Raw genomic sequence first — 13,764 nt, forward strand, 5'->3', positions numbered from 1 at the left:
TTGTCCGTGATTTCTATAGCTCTTGATGAGCAATACAAAACCATACAACTTCGTTTGGAAAGGATGTTTCTTATGAAGCGCTTGTTCTGTTTGGCCGCGATTGCGGCCGTTTTGGTAGGGCACTCTGTTTCTTCCCAGGCTGCCGGTCTGGAATTTGGGGTGGGGCATACAAGCGATTCGACCATGACCTATCGTCTGGGCCTGCAATCTGACTGGGACAAGAGCTGGTGGCAGAGCGATGTCGGGCGCCTGACCGGTTACTGGAGCGGCGCCTATACCTTCTGGGAGGGTGATGAGCGCGCCAGTGTCAGCAGCTTGTCGTTTTCGCCGGTGTTTGTGTATGAGTTCGCCGGCGAGTCGGTGAAACCCTATATCGAAGCGGGGATCGGCGTGGCGCTGTTCTCACGCACCAAGGTGGAAGACAACAACATTGGCGGGGCTTTCCAGTTCGAAGATCGCCTGGGCTTTGGCTTGCGCTTTGCCGGTGGGCACCAGGTGGGGATTCGTGCCACGCACTATTCCAACGCCGGTATCAGCAGCCACAACGATGGTATCGAGAGTTACTCGCTGAACTACACGATGCCGCTCTGATATTCCCCAAGCACTGCAGACCCCATGTAGGAGGGGGCTTGTGTGGGAGCCGGGCTTGCCCGCGATGCAGACGACTCGGTGCTTCAGGCAAACCGAAGTGATGCTATCGCAGGCAAGCCAGCTCCTACACAAGCCCGCTCCCACATTTGACCACCACCGTTTTCAGAATCAGCGGTAGACCGTCGCAATCCCCTGGCGCTCTTCAAGGCACTCCGGCGCGCCCATCTCGAATTCCCGGCAAATCAGCGGTCGCTTTTCATAGATCGTGCACATCATCGTGTCGCGATCCAGCGCGGCGCACCAGCCGTCGTCCAGGCGCAGCATGACTTCGCCGCCCCAATCGTCGGTGTCGATAAAGCGATCAGGCACGCCGGTGTCGGTGATCAGCATGACTTCCAGTTGGCAGCAGCAGGCTGCGCACGTGGAGCAGGTGACGGCGGGTTCGGTGATTTGGGTGTGGGGGATGGTGGTCATAGGCGCGCAGTGTAAGGCAAGCCGGTCGGGTGCGTGTGAAAGCTCTGACGGACGTCAGCGTGCGAGCCGGTGCAGGCCAGGAAATACCACGGCCCAAAGCAGTGCGATTGCCATCAGGGTCGGCGCCGTGGCAAACCCGAAACTCACGCCTGCCAACTGGCTGCCGGCGTAGTACGACAGCGACCCTCCCGCAGCCCCCAGCAGGCTTGCGCGCCACCAGGGCCGGGCGCTCCAGGCCAGGCAGTGGCGCAAGGTGGTTGCCAGCAGCGCCCACAGCACGATCAACCACCAAGGAATCAACGGGCCCGGTTCGCTGAACTCGAACACACCTACTGTGCGCAATAGCGTGTCGAGCAGGGTGCCGAGCACGGTCACGCTCAAAATCAGCCGCCCTTCAACGGCCCACGAAGTTATCCACAGCAGGTGGATTGCCAGCACGGCCAGCCCGAGCAATAGCCACAAGCTGTCGCCACCCATCACACAGGCAAACCAGCCGCACTGGAACAATGCGGCATTGGCCAGGTTTTTAAGCATTGAAACGCCCGAGCAACGGTTGTGTCACCGCGCAGGGCTTGGCCAGCAGCAATTGCGCGGTGCCGATGGTGCGTTCCATAAAGCCGCCTTCGCAGTAGCACAGGTAGAACTCCCACAACCGCAGGAAGTATTCGTCGTAGCCCAATTCCGTCAGCCGGCCATGGGCGCGGCGAAAGTTCTCATGCCACAAACGCAGGGTTCTTGCGTAATGCAGGCCGAAGTCTTCCATGTGCAGCAAGTTCATATCGGTGTCGCGGCTGACGATCTGCAACATCTTCTGCACACAGGGCAGGGCGCCGCCGGGGAAGATGTAGCGCTGGATAAAGTCGACGCTGCCCTTGGCCTGCTCATAGCGTTGTTCGCGGATGGTGATGGCCTGCAGCAACATCAGCCCGTCGCTCTTGAGCAAGTGCGCGCATTGCTTGAAGTAGGTGGGCAGGAAACGATGGCCCACGGCCTCGATCATTTCAATGGACACCAGCTTGTCGTACTGCCCGCTCAGGTCGCGGTAGTCCTGCAGCAGCAGCGTCACCTGATTCTGCAAACCCAAGGCCTGGATACGTTGTTCGGTGTAGGCAAATTGCTCTTTGGACAAGGTGGTCGTGGTGACCCGGCAACCGTACTGCTGTGCTGCGTACAGGGCCATGCTGCCCCAGCCGGTGCCGATTTCCAGCAGATGGTCCGAGGGTTTGAGTGCCAGTTTCTGGCAGATGCGCTCCAGCTTGTTGAGTTGTGCCTGCTCCAGCGTATCTTCGGTGGTCAGGAACTGCGCCGCCGAATACATCATGGTCGGGTCGAGAAACTCCTGGAACAGGTCGTTACCCAGGTCATAGTGGGCTGCGATGTTTTTTTGCGAGCCTTTGCGGGTATTGCGGTTGAGCCAGTGCAAGCCTTGGGTGAAGGGGCGGGCCAGCTTGGCCAGGCCGCCCTCGAGGGCGTCCAGTACATCAAGGTTGCTGACCATCACGCGCACCACGGCAGTCAGGTCCGGGCTGCTCCAGAAACCATGGATGAACGCCTCCCCCGCGCCGATGGAGCCGTTGGCAGCCACCAGGCCCCACACTGCCGGGTCGAGGATCTGGATCTCACCCAACAAATGCGCTTCGCGGGCACCGAACACTTGGCGTTCGCCGTCTTCGATCACCACCAGTTGGCCATGGCGCAGTTTGCCGAGTTGGCGTAGCACGGCCTTGCGCAACAGCGCGCCGGTCAGGCCGTTGATGTTCAGGCGGTGGGATTTGACCGATAAGCTAGGGGATTTCATGGTGGCGATCCTTGGGATACCCAATTGCACAGGCGTCATCGGCCGCCTGATGGGGAAAAATCGGTGTGCGTTTAAGTAGCAGGCGCAGGGCTTGCCAGTAGATAGCCAGGCAGGTCTTGGCGGTCATCCACGGAAAGCGCCGCAAGTAGCGATGCAGGCTGGCGCGGTCGAGGGCTTCGCGTTGCAGGTTCAAGGTGGCGTCGAACACCTTGGTCTCGCCTTGCCAGTCGGCCATATGCACCCCCAGGCGCTGGCCGGGCGGGCTGAAGCTCATGCGGTACTCCAGATCCCTGGGCAGGAACGGCGAAACATGAAAGGCCTTGGCCACCGCGAAATGCTGATGCTCGGCGCCAGCCCGTGCCTGGGCTGGCAGCACATAGTGATAGCGCTCGCGCCACGGGGTGTTGGTCACTTCACAGACAATCGCCGCCAGTTGCCCGTCGCTCTCGAAGCAGTAGAAGAAACTCACCGGGTTAAACGCCAGGCCCCAGCTGCGGGCCTGGGTCAGCAGGCAGATATTGCCTTGGGGGGTACGCCCCAGCGCCGTAGCGACCAGTTGACGTACGGCATCGCTCAAGCAGGTGCCGTCGCGGGTCAAGTCACGCAGGTAATCCTGCTGGCGAAACGCAAAGGGCGCGAAGCGGCCATGGCCGGCCAATGGTGATAGCCCCAGGACCTGTTCCTGTTCGCTGAGGTCCAGGTATAGCAGGCCGATGCGATAGCGAAAGGCATGGCCCTTTGGGGTGAATCGCCGGTGGGCAATCCAGCCACTGTATAGGGCGCTGTTCACAGGGTCTCCCCAAACGCCTGGGCCACGCGCAGAGCGCTGACCACGCCGTCTTCATGAAAGCCGCTGGCCCAGTAGGCGCCGCAATAATAGGTGTGCTGGGCGCCATGCAATTCTTCCCAGCGTGCCTGCGCCGCTACCGCCGCCAGGCTGTATTGAGGATGGGCATAGGTGTAGCGGGCAAGGATTTTCAGCGGGTTGATAATCGCTGTCTGGTTGAGGCTCACACAAAAGGTGGTGTCGCTGTCGATCCCTTGCAGAATGTTCATGGCGTAGGTGACGGCTGCCGGCTTGTGCGTGCTGGCGTCCAGCCGATAGTTCCAGCTGGCCCAGGCCAGGCGGCGATCGGGCAGCAAGCGGGTGTCGGTGTGCAGGACCACGTCATTGTCGGCGTAGGTTATCGCCCCAAGGATCTGCTGTTCAGCCAGGCTGGGGTCGTCCAGCAAAGCCAGGGCCTGGTCGCTGTGACAGGCGAAGATCACTTTGTCGAAGATCTCACGGCCATCGGCACTGTGGATCACTGCACCTTCTGGCGTGCGCTCGACTTTCTGTACCGGGCAGTTGAGGCGGATGTGTTGGCGAAACGAATGGGTCAGTGGCTCGATATAACGGCTGGACCCGCCTTCGATCACGCACCATTGCGGCCGGTTGTTCACCGACAGCAAGCCGTGGTTCTTAAAGAAACGCACAAAGAACTGCAGCGGAAACGCCAGCATGTCCGCCAGGGACATCGACCAGATCGCCGCGCCCATGGGCACGATGTAGTGGCGGATAAAGCGCGGGCCATAATTGCCCGCCTGCAAGTATTCACCCAGGGTCATCTGCGCGCTGATGCGTTGCTCCTGCAAATCCAGGGGCGCCTGGCGGTTGAAGCGCAGGATGTCGCGCAACATGGCCCAGAAACTCGGGGACAGGATATTGCTGCGCTGGGCGAAAAGGCTGTTGAGGTTGTTGCCGTTGTACTCGACGTTTTCCTCTGGGGCGCAGACCGAGAAGCTCATTTGGGTTGGTTTGAACGGCACGCCGATTTGCTGCAGCAGGCGGATGAAGTTGGGGTAGGTCCAGTCGTTGAACACGATAAAGCCGGTGTCCACCGCGTACTGTTTGCTATCGACGACCACGTCTACCGTGTGGGTATGGCCGCCAATCCTATCGGCGGCTTCGAACAGCGTGATGTCATGGCGGCGGCTGAGCAGATAGGCGCTGGTCAGCCCGGAAATACCGCTGCCGATAATGGCGACTTTCACAGGTCGTCCTTGTGCGGCGGCGGGCTGCGCAGCATGCGCTTGCCGATGATCAGTTGCGCGCGGTTCGGCAGTTTCGACAACGGCCACAGGGTGGCGATAAACAGGGCTGGGAAGGCGATCTCCAGCGGGCGTTTTTCAAGTTTGCTGAAAATATGCCGTGCGGCTTTGTCGGCCGGCCAGCTCAAAGGCATTGGGAAATCGTTGCGTTCGGTCAGTGGGGTATCGACGAAACCGGGGCTGACTACCGTGACATCAATGCCTTCGGGCGACAGGTCGATGCGCAGGGATTCAAACAAGTAGCGCAGGCCGGCCTTGGACGCGCCATAGGCTTCGGCCCGGGGCATCGGCAGGTAGGTGACGGCACTGGCGACGCCCACCAGGTGCGGAGTTTTCCCAGCACGCAGCAGCGGCAGCGCGGCTTCGATGCAATAACTGCTGGCCAACAGGTTGGTGCGCACCACGTGTTCGATAATCGAGGCATCGAACTGCTTGGCATCCACATATTCGCAGGTGCCGGCATTGAGGATCACAGTGTCCAGGGCGCCCCAGGTTTGCGCGATCTGTTCGCCGATTTCCCGTACCACCTGGCTGTTGGTCAAGTCGCCGGCTACCACCAGCACTTGCCCGGGGTAACGTTGGGCAAGTTGTTCCAGCGGCGCCTTGGAGCGCGCACTGAGCGCCACCTGCGCACCACTGCCGAGCAACTCTTCGGCCAGTGCGGCACCGATGCCACTGCTTGCCCCTGTCAGCCAATAACGCCGTGGCGATTTCAGGCTCATGCCATTCTCCCTTTCAACCAACGGACCAGCCGGCCAAGTACCGGCAGGTGTTCGTAAAGCAGCGCTCCGGCATCAAAGTAATCGCGGTGCCGGTAAACCTTGTCGTGCCATAGCAGGTAGGAGCAGCCCTGCACTTGAATCTGTCGGCCGCCCGCCAGGCGCGGGTGGCAGAAGCTCATGGTCCAGCGCAGATAACCCTCGCCATCGGCCACGTGGTCGAAGGCGTGGAAGTCAAAATGCAGTTGCTCGACGTTGCTGTAAAGCTCGGCGAAGTACGCCTTCAGCGCGCCGATACCTTGGACCTGATGCAATGGATCGGTAAACGATATGTCCTGGCTGTACAGGCTGTCGAGCAGGTGCAGGTTGTGTTTGTCCAGGCGGGCGAAGGACTGGGCGAACTGGCGCAGGAAGTCACTCATGCACGCCTCCCACCGCCTCGCGCGAAGGCAGGGCGCGAAAGGCCGCCAACGCTCGCTCACGGGAATGCTTCAGGTCGACGATGGGCCGTGGGTAGTCGGCCACGCCAAACAGGCCGCCGACAGCGTCGGGGTTGTGCACTTCCTTTTTGTTCAAGCCCGCCAGCTGCGGTAGCCACTGCTTGATAAAGCGCCCTTCGCCGTCGAATTTTTCAGACTGGCTCAGCGGGCTGAAAATGCGGAAGTACGGCGCCGAATCAGTGCCGGTGGACGAACTCCACTGCCAGCCGCCGTTGTTGGCCGCCAGATCGCCGTCGATCAAGTGCCGCATGAAAAAGCGCTCGCCTTCGCGCCAGTCGATCAAAAGGTTCTTGGTCAGGAACATCGCCACCACCATGCGCAGGCGGTTATGCATCCAGCCGGTTTCCAGCAGTTGGCGCATCGCGGCGTCGATGATCGGCAGGCCGGTGCGCGCCTCTTGCCAGGCCGCTAGGTCAGCGGGGGCATGGCGCCAAGCCACGGCTTCGGTTTCCGGGCGAAACGCGCGATGGCGCGACACCCGTGGGTAGCCCACCAGGATATGTTTGTAGAACTCGCGCCACAGCAGCTCGTTGATCCAGGTGATTGCGCCGATATCGCCGCTTTCGAATTCACCTTGGTTGCTTTGTAGCGCGGCATGCAGGCACTGGCGCGGCGAAACCACGCCAGCAGCAAGGTACGCGGACAATTGACTGGTGCCGGGTTTGGCCGGGAAGTCGCGTTCGTCCTTGTAGTAGCTGATCTGCGCGTCGGCAAAGTGCTCAAGGCGCCGCTGTGCCTCATCTTCACCGGCCGGCCAAAGTGCGCGCAGGGTGTCGCTGGGCGGGGCAAAACCCTTGACCTGTTCGGGAACGGCATCGCTGGCCAATGCCAGCGCGGCCTGGGCCTTGGGGGTTGGCACTCGACGTGGCAGGGCGCTGTGCAGGCGGTTGTAGCAGACCTTGCGAAACTGGCTGAACACTTGGAAGTAGGTGCCCGTCTTGGTCAGCACGCTGCCGGGCTGGAACAGCAGTTGGTCCAGGTAGCTGTGAAACCCCAGCCCTTGTGCTTCCAGGGCCATGGCTACGGCAGCGTCACGCCGGCTTTCGTGGATCCCGTACTCTTCGTTGACGTGCACGGCCTGGACCGACAAGGCCTGGCATAACTCAACCAATACCTGTGGCACTTGGTCCCACGTATCCGCGTGGCGGATCAGCAGCGGGATATTCAATTCACCCAGAGCCTGGCTCAGGCACTTGAGGTTGCGCAGCCAGAAGTCGACTTTGCACGGTGCGTCGTCATGGGCTAGCCATTGCTCAGGCGTGATCAGGTACACCGCTGCCGTCGGGCCACGCTGGCAAGCGGCCGCAAGGGCGGTGTTGTCATGCAGGCGCAGGTCGCTGCGCAGCCAGATCAGGTGCATTTAAAGAAGCCCACGCTGGATCAAGAGTTGATGGGCCGACAACGGGTCTTCGGCCAGTAACAACTGAGGAATGTCTTGGGTTAATACCGCCAACTCGGCCTGGTGGATGCACACCGTTGGTCCGACGATAAGAGCTGGGCAACGGGTGCCGCTCAAGAGTTTCGGCAGGGCTGCCAGATTGATGGCCTTGCTTGAGTACAGCAGCACGGCGCGGGGCTGCAAGTGTTCGACGGCCAAGGCCAGTTCGCCACTGGGCAACGGCCAGTCGAAGACCTCCACCGGGCAATCGGTGCTGCTGGCCAGCCAGGCGCTCAGCCACAGGTGCGGCTCCAGCGGCAGGTCGGAATGATTGATCAGCAGCAGCGGCGGACCATTGAGCTGGCGATTGTTGTGATACATCCGCGCGCCAAATTTGCTGCGCAGCCAGGAGTGAAAAAATACCCGCTCCATCTGTGCGCCGAACTGCCCTTGCCAGCGCTGTTCCAGCTCGTTGAGCAGCGGCAACAGCAGTTGCTCGCACAGGGTGCGCGGTGGGTAAAGGGCCATGGCCTGGTTGAACACATCATCCACCCGTCGTTCGGCCAGTTGAGCGATGGCCTGCACCAGCGTCTGGCGCAGACTCTGCCATTCATTTTCGGCGCTGCCTTCCACCGGCTGGGCGTTGTCGATCAATTGCTTGACCTGGCTGACCGGCACGCCACGGTTGAGCCAGGTCAGGATGGTCTGGATGCGCTGTACATGTTCGGCGTTGAACAGCCGGTGGCCCTTGGGGGTGCGCTGCGGCACGATCAAGCCATAGCGCCGCTCCCAGGCGCGCAGGGTCACCGCGTTGACCCCGGTCTGGCGCGCCACTTCGCGAATCGGCAGCCAGCCTTGTGCCAGGGCCAGGGCCACGTCTTCGACGGGTGGGGTTGGGTGTTGCAAGGAAACATTCATGGGTTAGATCGCATTACGCAGGCTGAGGTTTTCCGGATGCGGCTGCAGGTAGGCCTGTTGCGCGATGTAGCGGTCCGGGTGTTGGCGAAAGTGATGTTTGAGCAAGGTCAGCGGTACCACCAGCGGCACGATGCCGTGACGGTATTGGCCGATCAGGGTTTGCATTTCTTGTTTGTCGTCGGCGCTGAGGGCTTGCTTGAGGTAGCCGCTGATGTGTTGCAGCACGTTGGAATGGGTGCCACGGGTCGCGCACCTTTTCAGTGCGCTCATCAGTTCGCTGAAATAGCCGGTAGCCAGGTCTTGCAGGTCGCAATCCTTGCCCATGCTGCCCAGCAGATGGCCGAGGCTCTTATAGTGGGCCGGGCTATGGGCCATCAGCAGGTATTTGTAGCGCGAGTGGAAGGCCAGCAGGCGGTGACGGGTCAATCCCTCGGCCAGCAGTTGCTGCCAGGTGGCATACACAAACACCCGGGTCAGGAAGTTTTCGCGCAGTACCGGGTCGTGCAGGCGACCATCTTCTTCCACCGGCAGGTTGGGGTGGCGGGCACAGAATGCCTGGGCATAGATACCGCGCCCGCCGCCATCTACCGGGGTGCCGTTGTCGCGATAGACCTTGACCCGTTCCAGGCCACAGGACGGCGACTTCTGCATGAAGATATAGCCACACAGGTCTGTATGCTCGGCGGCCATTTGTTGACCATAAGCGTCCAGCGGGGCGGTCACATTCAGTTCACGGTGCACGGTGCCCACGGCTTGCGGTTGCTGCGGATCGCCTACCAGGCGGATCGGCTCGCGGGGGATGCCCAGGCCGATGGCGACTTCGGGGCACAGTGGCACGAAGTCAAAGTATTCACCGAGTGTCTGGCTGCACAGGGGGGATTGCTTGTGCCCGCCGTTGAAGCGCACGTTCTCGCCAAGCAGGCAGGCGCTGATACCAATCTTGGGCTTGCCGGTGGCGGACACAGGGGTGGACATGGCAAAACCTCTACAAGATTCCTGTACAGACTTTAATTTCTGTACAACTAAATCTCATCATAGGTCTGATGCTGTACAAGTCAAATCATTTGTACAGGTTTTTACTTCCAGCCGATTTTCCACCGTTCGGCATCTTGCAGGCTTTGCCAGGCCAGGCGCTCTGCGCGGCGGGTGAGGACGGCTTGCAGTTCAATCTCCAGCACGCTGCCTTCGTCATCGCGAAACAATTCGGTGACCAGGAAATGTTTTTCCTTGTGCCGAGGCTGGGTGGCTGTCCATTTCGAGAGCAGCAATTTCGCCGGGTTGATGCGGTTCATTGCAGGTGTTCCAGCAGGCGCCGCGCCGCTTCCTGGCCGCTGAGCCACGCGCCTTCGACCCTTCCAGACAGACACCAGTCGCCGCACACGTACAGGCCCAGGTCGGCGTCTGCCAGCACTCCCCATTCATGGCTGCCAGCCGGGCGGGCGTACAGCCAGCGATGGGCGAGGCTGAAGGAGGGCGCTGGCATGCTGCAGTGCAGCAATTCGGCAAAGGCGCCGTGCAGCAATTCGATAATGGCTTCCTTGGGCAGGTCCAGGTGCTTTTTGCTCCAGGCACTGCTGGCATGCAGGATCCAGGTGTCGGGGGTGGCATCGCGTCCGGGTTTGCTGCGGTTGCGGGCCAGCCAGTCCAGGGGGCTGTCCTGTACAAAGCAGCCTTCCATCGGGGTATCCAGCGGCGTGTCGAAGGCCAGGGCGATGGCCCAGGTCGGGTCCATTTTCACCCCGGCGGCCGTGCTCGCCAGTTTCGGCGCTGCCGCCAGTAGGGCAGTGGCCTGGTGCGCCGGGGTGGCGATGATCACGTGGCTGAAGGGGCCATGATTGCCGCCGTCGGCGTCCAGCAGGTTCCAGTGTTGCTGGCCCTGGAACACTTCGGTGATACGGCAGCCAAACTCCACCGGCAGGTCATCGAGCAGGGCGCGGGTGATGGCACTCATGCGCGGGGTGCCGACCCAGCGGGTCTGTTCATCAGGAGAAGGGCTCAGTTGGCCGGATTGGCAGTTGTAGAGCTGCGGTTCCCATTCGGCAGCCCAGCCATTGGCTTGCCAGCGTTGCACTTCATTGACGAAGCGTCGGTCGCGCGCGGTGAAGTATTGCGCGCCCAGGTCCAGTGCGCCGGCCTCGCTGCGCTTGCTGGACATGCGTCCGCCACTGCCTCGGCTTTTATCGAAGAGTTGTACAACGTGCCCGGCATCTTTTAACGCTCGGGCGGCCGAAAGTCCGGCGATGCCGGTACCGATGATCGCGATGGGAACAGTCATGGGAGGCCTCGTTTTACCTTTGGGTACAGACTACGCCGACACCAATAGCTGTACAATATTGTTTTTTGGTATAAGTTTCGGCATGCCTGAATGTGTTGCGTGACCTATGGTTAAACCTAGGTCGCGCCGATTAAAAAAGATCCCTGCTTATAAAATAGACCAGCGACGCCCGGCCAACGTTACAGGAGGAAGATCTCATGCACATTTTGCTGACCGGCGGTACGGGTCTGATCGGCCGCCAGCTCTGCCAACATTGGAGCGCCCAGGGGCATCAGTTGACAGTGTGGAGCCGCAATCCCGCGCAGGTCGCCACGTTGTGCGGTGCGCAAGTGCGTGGCGTCGCCCGTCTGCAGGATGTAACGCAGCCGGTGGATGCTGTTATCAACCTGGCCGGTGCGCCGATTGCCGATCGCCTCTGGACCCACAAACGCAAGGCGTTGCTGTGGAGCAGCCGGATCAGCCTGACGGAAACCTTGCTGGCCTGGCTTGAGGGCCTGGCAGTGAAACCTGCGGTATTGATCAGCGGCTCGGCGGTGGGCTGGTACGGCGATGGCGCTGAGCGCGAGCTGACCGAAGCCAGCGGCCCGGTGCAGGACGATTTCCCCAGCCAGTTATGCATTGCCTGGGAAGAAACCGCCCAGCGCGCCGAAGCCTTTGGCCTGCGGGTGGTACTGGTGCGTACTGGCCTGGTGCTAGCTGCCGAGGGCGGCTTTTTGTCGCGGCTGTTGTTGCCCTTCAAATTGGCGCTGGGCGGGCCTATCGGCAATGGTCGGCAGTGGATGCCGTGGGTGCATATCAAAGATCAAATCGCCCTGATTGATTTTCTTCTACACAAACCTGACGCAAGCGGTCCTTATAATGCCTGCGCGCCCCAGCCGGTGCGCAATCGCGAGTTCGCCAAGGCCCTGGGCCAGGTCCTGCACCGCCCGGCGTTCATGCCCATGCCGGCGTTTGCCTTGCGGTTGGGGTTGGGCGAGCTGTCCGGGTTACTGCTGGGTGGTCAGAAGGCAGTCCCCGAGCGCCTGCTGGCTGCCGGTTTCACTTTTCAGTTCACTGAGTTGCACGCGGCTTTGGACGACTTGTCCAGCCGCCTCTAGAGATAGGATGTTGCATGACGGATCACGCGTTGTTACTGGTCAACCTGGGTTCACCGGCGTCCACTTCGGTGGCCGATGTGCGCAGCTACCTCAATCAGTTTTTGATGGACCCGTATGTGATTGACCTGCCGTGGCCGGTCCGGCGCTTGCTGGTGTCGCTGATCCTGATCAAGCGTCCCGAGCAGTCGGCCCACGCCTACGCCTCAATCTGGTGGGACGAAGGCTCGCCGCTGGTAGTCCTCAGCCGCCGCCTGCAGCAGCAGATGACCGCCCAGTGGACCCAGGGTCCGGTGGAGCTGGCAATGCGCTATGGCGAACCCTCGATCGAAAGCGTACTCACCCGCCTGGCCGGGCAGGGCATCAGCAAGGTCACGCTGGCGCCGTTGTATCCGCAATTTGCCGACAGCACCGTAACCACGGTGATTGAAGAGGCGCGACGGGTGGTGCGGGACAAGCAGCTCGACCTGCAGTTCTCGATCCTGCAACCGTTCTACGACCAGCCCGAATACCTCGACGCCCTGGTGGCCAGTGCCAGGCCGCATTTGCAGCAGGATTACGATCACCTGCTGTTCAGCTTCCACGGTCTGCCGGAACGGCATCTGAACAAACTCAACCCCGGGCACTCGCTTGAAGGCAGCGGTGACTGCTGCGCCAATGCCTCGCCCGTGGTGCGCACTACGTGTTATCGCGGGCAGTGTTTCAGCGTCGCCCGTGACTTTGCTGCGCGCATGGGCCTGGCGGACGATAAATGGTCGGTGGCATTCCAGTCGCGCCTGGGTCGGGCGAAGTGGATCGAACCCTACACCGAAGCCCGCCTGGAGGCATTGGCCCAGCAAGGGGTGAAGAAGTTGTTGGTGATGTGCCCGGCGTTTGTCGCCGATTGCATCGAGACCCTGGAAGAGATTGGTGATCGCGGCCTGGAACAGTTCCGCGAAGCCGGGGGCGAGGAGTTGGTGCTGGTGCCGTGCCTTAATGATGATCCGCAGTGGGCGGTGGCGCTTAATACCTTGTGCGAAAGAGCGCCTGTCAGCCTTTAGCGTGGCAGCGGGCTCGTGTGGGGCCGGCTTATGTGGGAACTGATGTGGGAGCTGGCTTGCCTGCGATAGCATCACCGAGGTCCGATAGACATACCGAGGTGTCCGCATCGCAGGCAAGCCAGCTCCTACACAAGCTGGCTCCCAGATGGGTTCAGTGGGGGTTATTCGTGGTGCGGTTGGCCGAGGAAGGTCAATGAGCTGAACAGCGCGCGGGTCTGCACTTCGCTGTCATCTTTGACTGACACTTCCACCTGCGCCGCAATCACATTCAACGCCTCGTTGCGCACCAGTACCTGGGCCCGGCCATCCTTGTCGGTCTCGGTACTCAAGGTGTTAGGGGCGCTGCGGTAGTCGCCAATCAACTTGATCCCCGCAGCAGGCTTGCCATCGATCAACACCCGCACCGGCAGGGATTTACCGGGGCCGACGGTGAGCGGGTCGACCTCGGGCACGATCACCATCCTCAATTGATCCAGCTTGGGCAGCTTGGCCCCGGCCTGATAGATCGCCAGGCTGTACTTCAGGGCCTGGGTGGTTTCGAGGGCGCCGGGTACCTGGCTGCGGCCCTTGTTCACCCACTTTTTGTCCGGGGTTTGTGACCACAAGCCGTTATCAAAGGCCACTGCCAGCACCGCAGGCGGCTTGAGCGGCTGCAGGCGTGCCTGATCGTCCAGGCGTTGCACTGTCACCGGGATCATCCGGCCACTGGCGTCATAGGCCCAGGCACCGCTGACCTTTTTCGCCTTGAAGGCTTCGTCTTCGGCACCGTGGCCGTAGACCACCTCGATATGGCCTCGGCGTTGCTCGGTCCACAGGCCATGGGCCGAGACCTGAGTGGCGAACAGCAGGCCGAACACGGCCAATGATTTGAGCGCTTGCATGGTGA

At 61.2% G+C, this 13,764-nt stretch carries 16 protein-coding genes; 3 read left to right on the top strand and 13 right to left on the bottom strand.

The genetic code is table 11. The annotated features are described in order from the left end of the window. Window positions 1-72 precede the first annotated feature (72 nt). Window positions 73-591 (top strand): acyloxyacyl hydrolase, encoded by a 519-nt coding sequence (locus tag HBO09_RS18975; protein ID WP_169996196.1) that lies wholly within the window; start codon window positions 73-75, stop codon window positions 589-591. 168 nt (window positions 592-759) lie between these two features. Here the strand turns inward: HBO09_RS18975 and HBO09_RS18980 are convergent, their stop codons facing one another. The 12 genes from HBO09_RS18980 to HBO09_RS19035 all read right to left on the bottom strand — a co-directional run bounded on the left by HBO09_RS18980 (window position 760) and on the right by HBO09_RS19035 (window position 10,744). Beyond that, window positions 760-1,065, bottom strand: coding sequence for a YkgJ family cysteine cluster protein (locus HBO09_RS18980; protein ID WP_169996198.1), 306 nt, complete (start codon window positions 1,063-1,065; stop codon window positions 760-762). Window positions 1,066-1,119: 54 nt separating this feature from the next. Next, window positions 1,120-1,599, bottom strand: coding sequence for a DUF2878 domain-containing protein (locus HBO09_RS18985; RefSeq protein ID WP_169996200.1), 480 nt, complete (start codon window positions 1,597-1,599; stop codon window positions 1,120-1,122). After that, entirely contained in the window at window positions 1,592-2,863 is a 1,272-nt protein-coding gene (locus HBO09_RS18990; RefSeq protein WP_169996202.1) for a cyclopropane-fatty-acyl-phospholipid synthase family protein, read from the bottom strand. The genes HBO09_RS18985 and HBO09_RS18990 overlap by 8 nt, the downstream gene beginning before the upstream one ends. Then, window positions 2,850-3,653 carry a DUF1365 domain-containing protein gene (locus HBO09_RS18995; RefSeq protein ID WP_169996204.1) on the bottom strand — a complete coding sequence of 268 codons (804 nt, stop codon included), beginning with the start codon at window positions 3,651-3,653 and terminating at the stop codon, window positions 2,850-2,852. The genes HBO09_RS18990 and HBO09_RS18995 overlap by 14 nt, the downstream gene beginning before the upstream one ends. Continuing rightward, a complete protein-coding gene (locus tag HBO09_RS19000) occupies window positions 3,650-4,897 on the bottom strand; it encodes an FAD-dependent oxidoreductase (protein ID WP_169996207.1) in 1,248 nt (415 codons plus the stop codon). Before HBO09_RS19000 ends, HBO09_RS18995 begins: the two co-directional genes overlap by 4 nt. After that, window positions 4,894-5,676: an SDR family NAD(P)-dependent oxidoreductase gene (locus HBO09_RS19005; protein ID WP_169996209.1), complete on the bottom strand. Its 783-nt coding sequence runs from the start codon at window positions 5,674-5,676 to the stop codon at window positions 4,894-4,896. The genes HBO09_RS19000 and HBO09_RS19005 overlap by 4 nt, the downstream gene beginning before the upstream one ends. Next, the gene (locus HBO09_RS19010) at window positions 5,673-6,095 is read right to left on the bottom strand and encodes a nuclear transport factor 2 family protein (protein WP_169996211.1); all 423 of its coding nucleotides are present in this window, start codon (window positions 6,093-6,095) and stop codon (window positions 5,673-5,675) included. The genes HBO09_RS19005 and HBO09_RS19010 overlap by 4 nt, the downstream gene beginning before the upstream one ends. Next, entirely contained in the window at window positions 6,088-7,533 is a 1,446-nt protein-coding gene (phrB, locus tag HBO09_RS19015; RefSeq protein WP_169996213.1) for a deoxyribodipyrimidine photo-lyase, read from the bottom strand. The genes HBO09_RS19010 and phrB overlap by 8 nt, the downstream gene beginning before the upstream one ends. Then, a complete protein-coding gene (locus HBO09_RS19020; protein WP_169996215.1) occupies window positions 7,534-8,469 on the bottom strand; it encodes a MerR family transcriptional regulator in 936 nt (311 codons plus the stop codon). It abuts the gene before it with no gap. A gap of 3 nt (window positions 8,470-8,472) precedes the next feature. Further along, window positions 8,473-9,444, bottom strand: coding sequence for a DUF523 and DUF1722 domain-containing protein (locus tag HBO09_RS19025; RefSeq protein ID WP_169996217.1), 972 nt, complete (start codon window positions 9,442-9,444; stop codon window positions 8,473-8,475). Between the two features lie 101 nt (window positions 9,445-9,545). After that, complete coding sequence (locus tag HBO09_RS19030; protein WP_169996219.1) at window positions 9,546-9,761, bottom strand: TIGR02450 family Trp-rich protein; 216 nt, start codon at window positions 9,759-9,761, stop codon at window positions 9,546-9,548. Beyond that, window positions 9,758-10,744, bottom strand: coding sequence for an FAD-dependent oxidoreductase (locus HBO09_RS19035; RefSeq protein WP_029295620.1), 987 nt, complete (start codon window positions 10,742-10,744; stop codon window positions 9,758-9,760). Before HBO09_RS19035 ends, HBO09_RS19030 begins: the two co-directional genes overlap by 4 nt. 197 nt (window positions 10,745-10,941) lie before the next feature. On the opposite strand from HBO09_RS19035, the gene HBO09_RS19040 reads away from it, so the two are divergent. After that, on the top strand, window positions 10,942-11,841 hold the full coding sequence (locus HBO09_RS19040) for a TIGR01777 family oxidoreductase (RefSeq protein ID WP_169996221.1): 900 nt from the start codon (window positions 10,942-10,944) through the stop codon (window positions 11,839-11,841). A 14-nt stretch (window positions 11,842-11,855) separates the two neighbouring features. Next, window positions 11,856-12,878 (top strand): ferrochelatase, encoded by a 1,023-nt coding sequence (gene hemH, locus HBO09_RS19045; protein ID WP_169996223.1) that lies wholly within the window; start codon window positions 11,856-11,858, stop codon window positions 12,876-12,878. A gap of 161 nt (window positions 12,879-13,039) precedes the next feature. Here hemH and HBO09_RS19050 read toward each other — a convergent pair whose 3' ends face one another. Next, window positions 13,040-13,759, bottom strand: coding sequence for a DUF4198 domain-containing protein (locus HBO09_RS19050; RefSeq protein WP_169996225.1), 720 nt, complete (start codon window positions 13,757-13,759; stop codon window positions 13,040-13,042). Window positions 13,760-13,764 lie beyond the last annotated feature (5 nt).

The sequence above is a fragment of the Pseudomonas sp. WS 5027 genome (genome assembly GCF_012985695.1).
GTDB classification, from domain to species: domain Bacteria; phylum Pseudomonadota; class Gammaproteobacteria; order Pseudomonadales; family Pseudomonadaceae; genus Aquipseudomonas; species Aquipseudomonas hygromyciniae.

Excerpts from the sequence above, each read along its gene's own strand:
- HBO09_RS18975 (WP_169996196.1), top strand. The coding sequence starts at position 73 with ATGAAGCGCTTGTTCTGTTTGGCCGCGATTGCGGCCGTTTTGGTAGGG.
- HBO09_RS18980 (WP_169996198.1), bottom strand. The coding sequence starts at position 1,065 with ATGACCACCATCCCCCACACCCAAATCACCGAACCCGCCGTCACCTGC.
- HBO09_RS18985 (WP_169996200.1), bottom strand. The coding sequence starts at position 1,599 with ATGCTTAAAAACCTGGCCAATGCCGCATTGTTCCAGTGCGGCTGGTTT.
- HBO09_RS18990 (WP_169996202.1), bottom strand. The coding sequence starts at position 2,863 with ATGAAATCCCCTAGCTTATCGGTCAAATCCCACCGCCTGAACATCAAC.
- HBO09_RS19005 (WP_169996209.1), bottom strand. The coding sequence starts at position 5,676 with ATGAGCCTGAAATCGCCACGGCGTTATTGGCTGACAGGGGCAAGCAGT.
- HBO09_RS19010 (WP_169996211.1), bottom strand. The coding sequence starts at position 6,095 with ATGAGTGACTTCCTGCGCCAGTTCGCCCAGTCCTTCGCCCGCCTGGAC.
- phrB (WP_169996213.1), bottom strand. The coding sequence starts at position 7,533 with ATGCACCTGATCTGGCTGCGCAGCGACCTGCGCCTGCATGACAACACC.
- HBO09_RS19020 (WP_169996215.1), bottom strand. The coding sequence starts at position 8,469 with ATGAATGTTTCCTTGCAACACCCAACCCCACCCGTCGAAGACGTGGCC.
- HBO09_RS19025 (WP_169996217.1), bottom strand. The coding sequence starts at position 9,444 with ATGTCCACCCCTGTGTCCGCCACCGGCAAGCCCAAGATTGGTATCAGC.
- HBO09_RS19030 (WP_169996219.1), bottom strand. The coding sequence starts at position 9,761 with ATGAACCGCATCAACCCGGCGAAATTGCTGCTCTCGAAATGGACAGCC.
- HBO09_RS19035 (WP_029295620.1), bottom strand. The coding sequence starts at position 10,744 with ATGACTGTTCCCATCGCGATCATCGGTACCGGCATCGCCGGACTTTCG.
- HBO09_RS19040 (WP_169996221.1), top strand. The coding sequence starts at position 10,942 with ATGCACATTTTGCTGACCGGCGGTACGGGTCTGATCGGCCGCCAGCTC.
- hemH (WP_169996223.1), top strand. The coding sequence starts at position 11,856 with ATGACGGATCACGCGTTGTTACTGGTCAACCTGGGTTCACCGGCGTCC.
- HBO09_RS19050 (WP_169996225.1), bottom strand. The coding sequence starts at position 13,759 with ATGCAAGCGCTCAAATCATTGGCCGTGTTCGGCCTGCTGTTCGCCACT.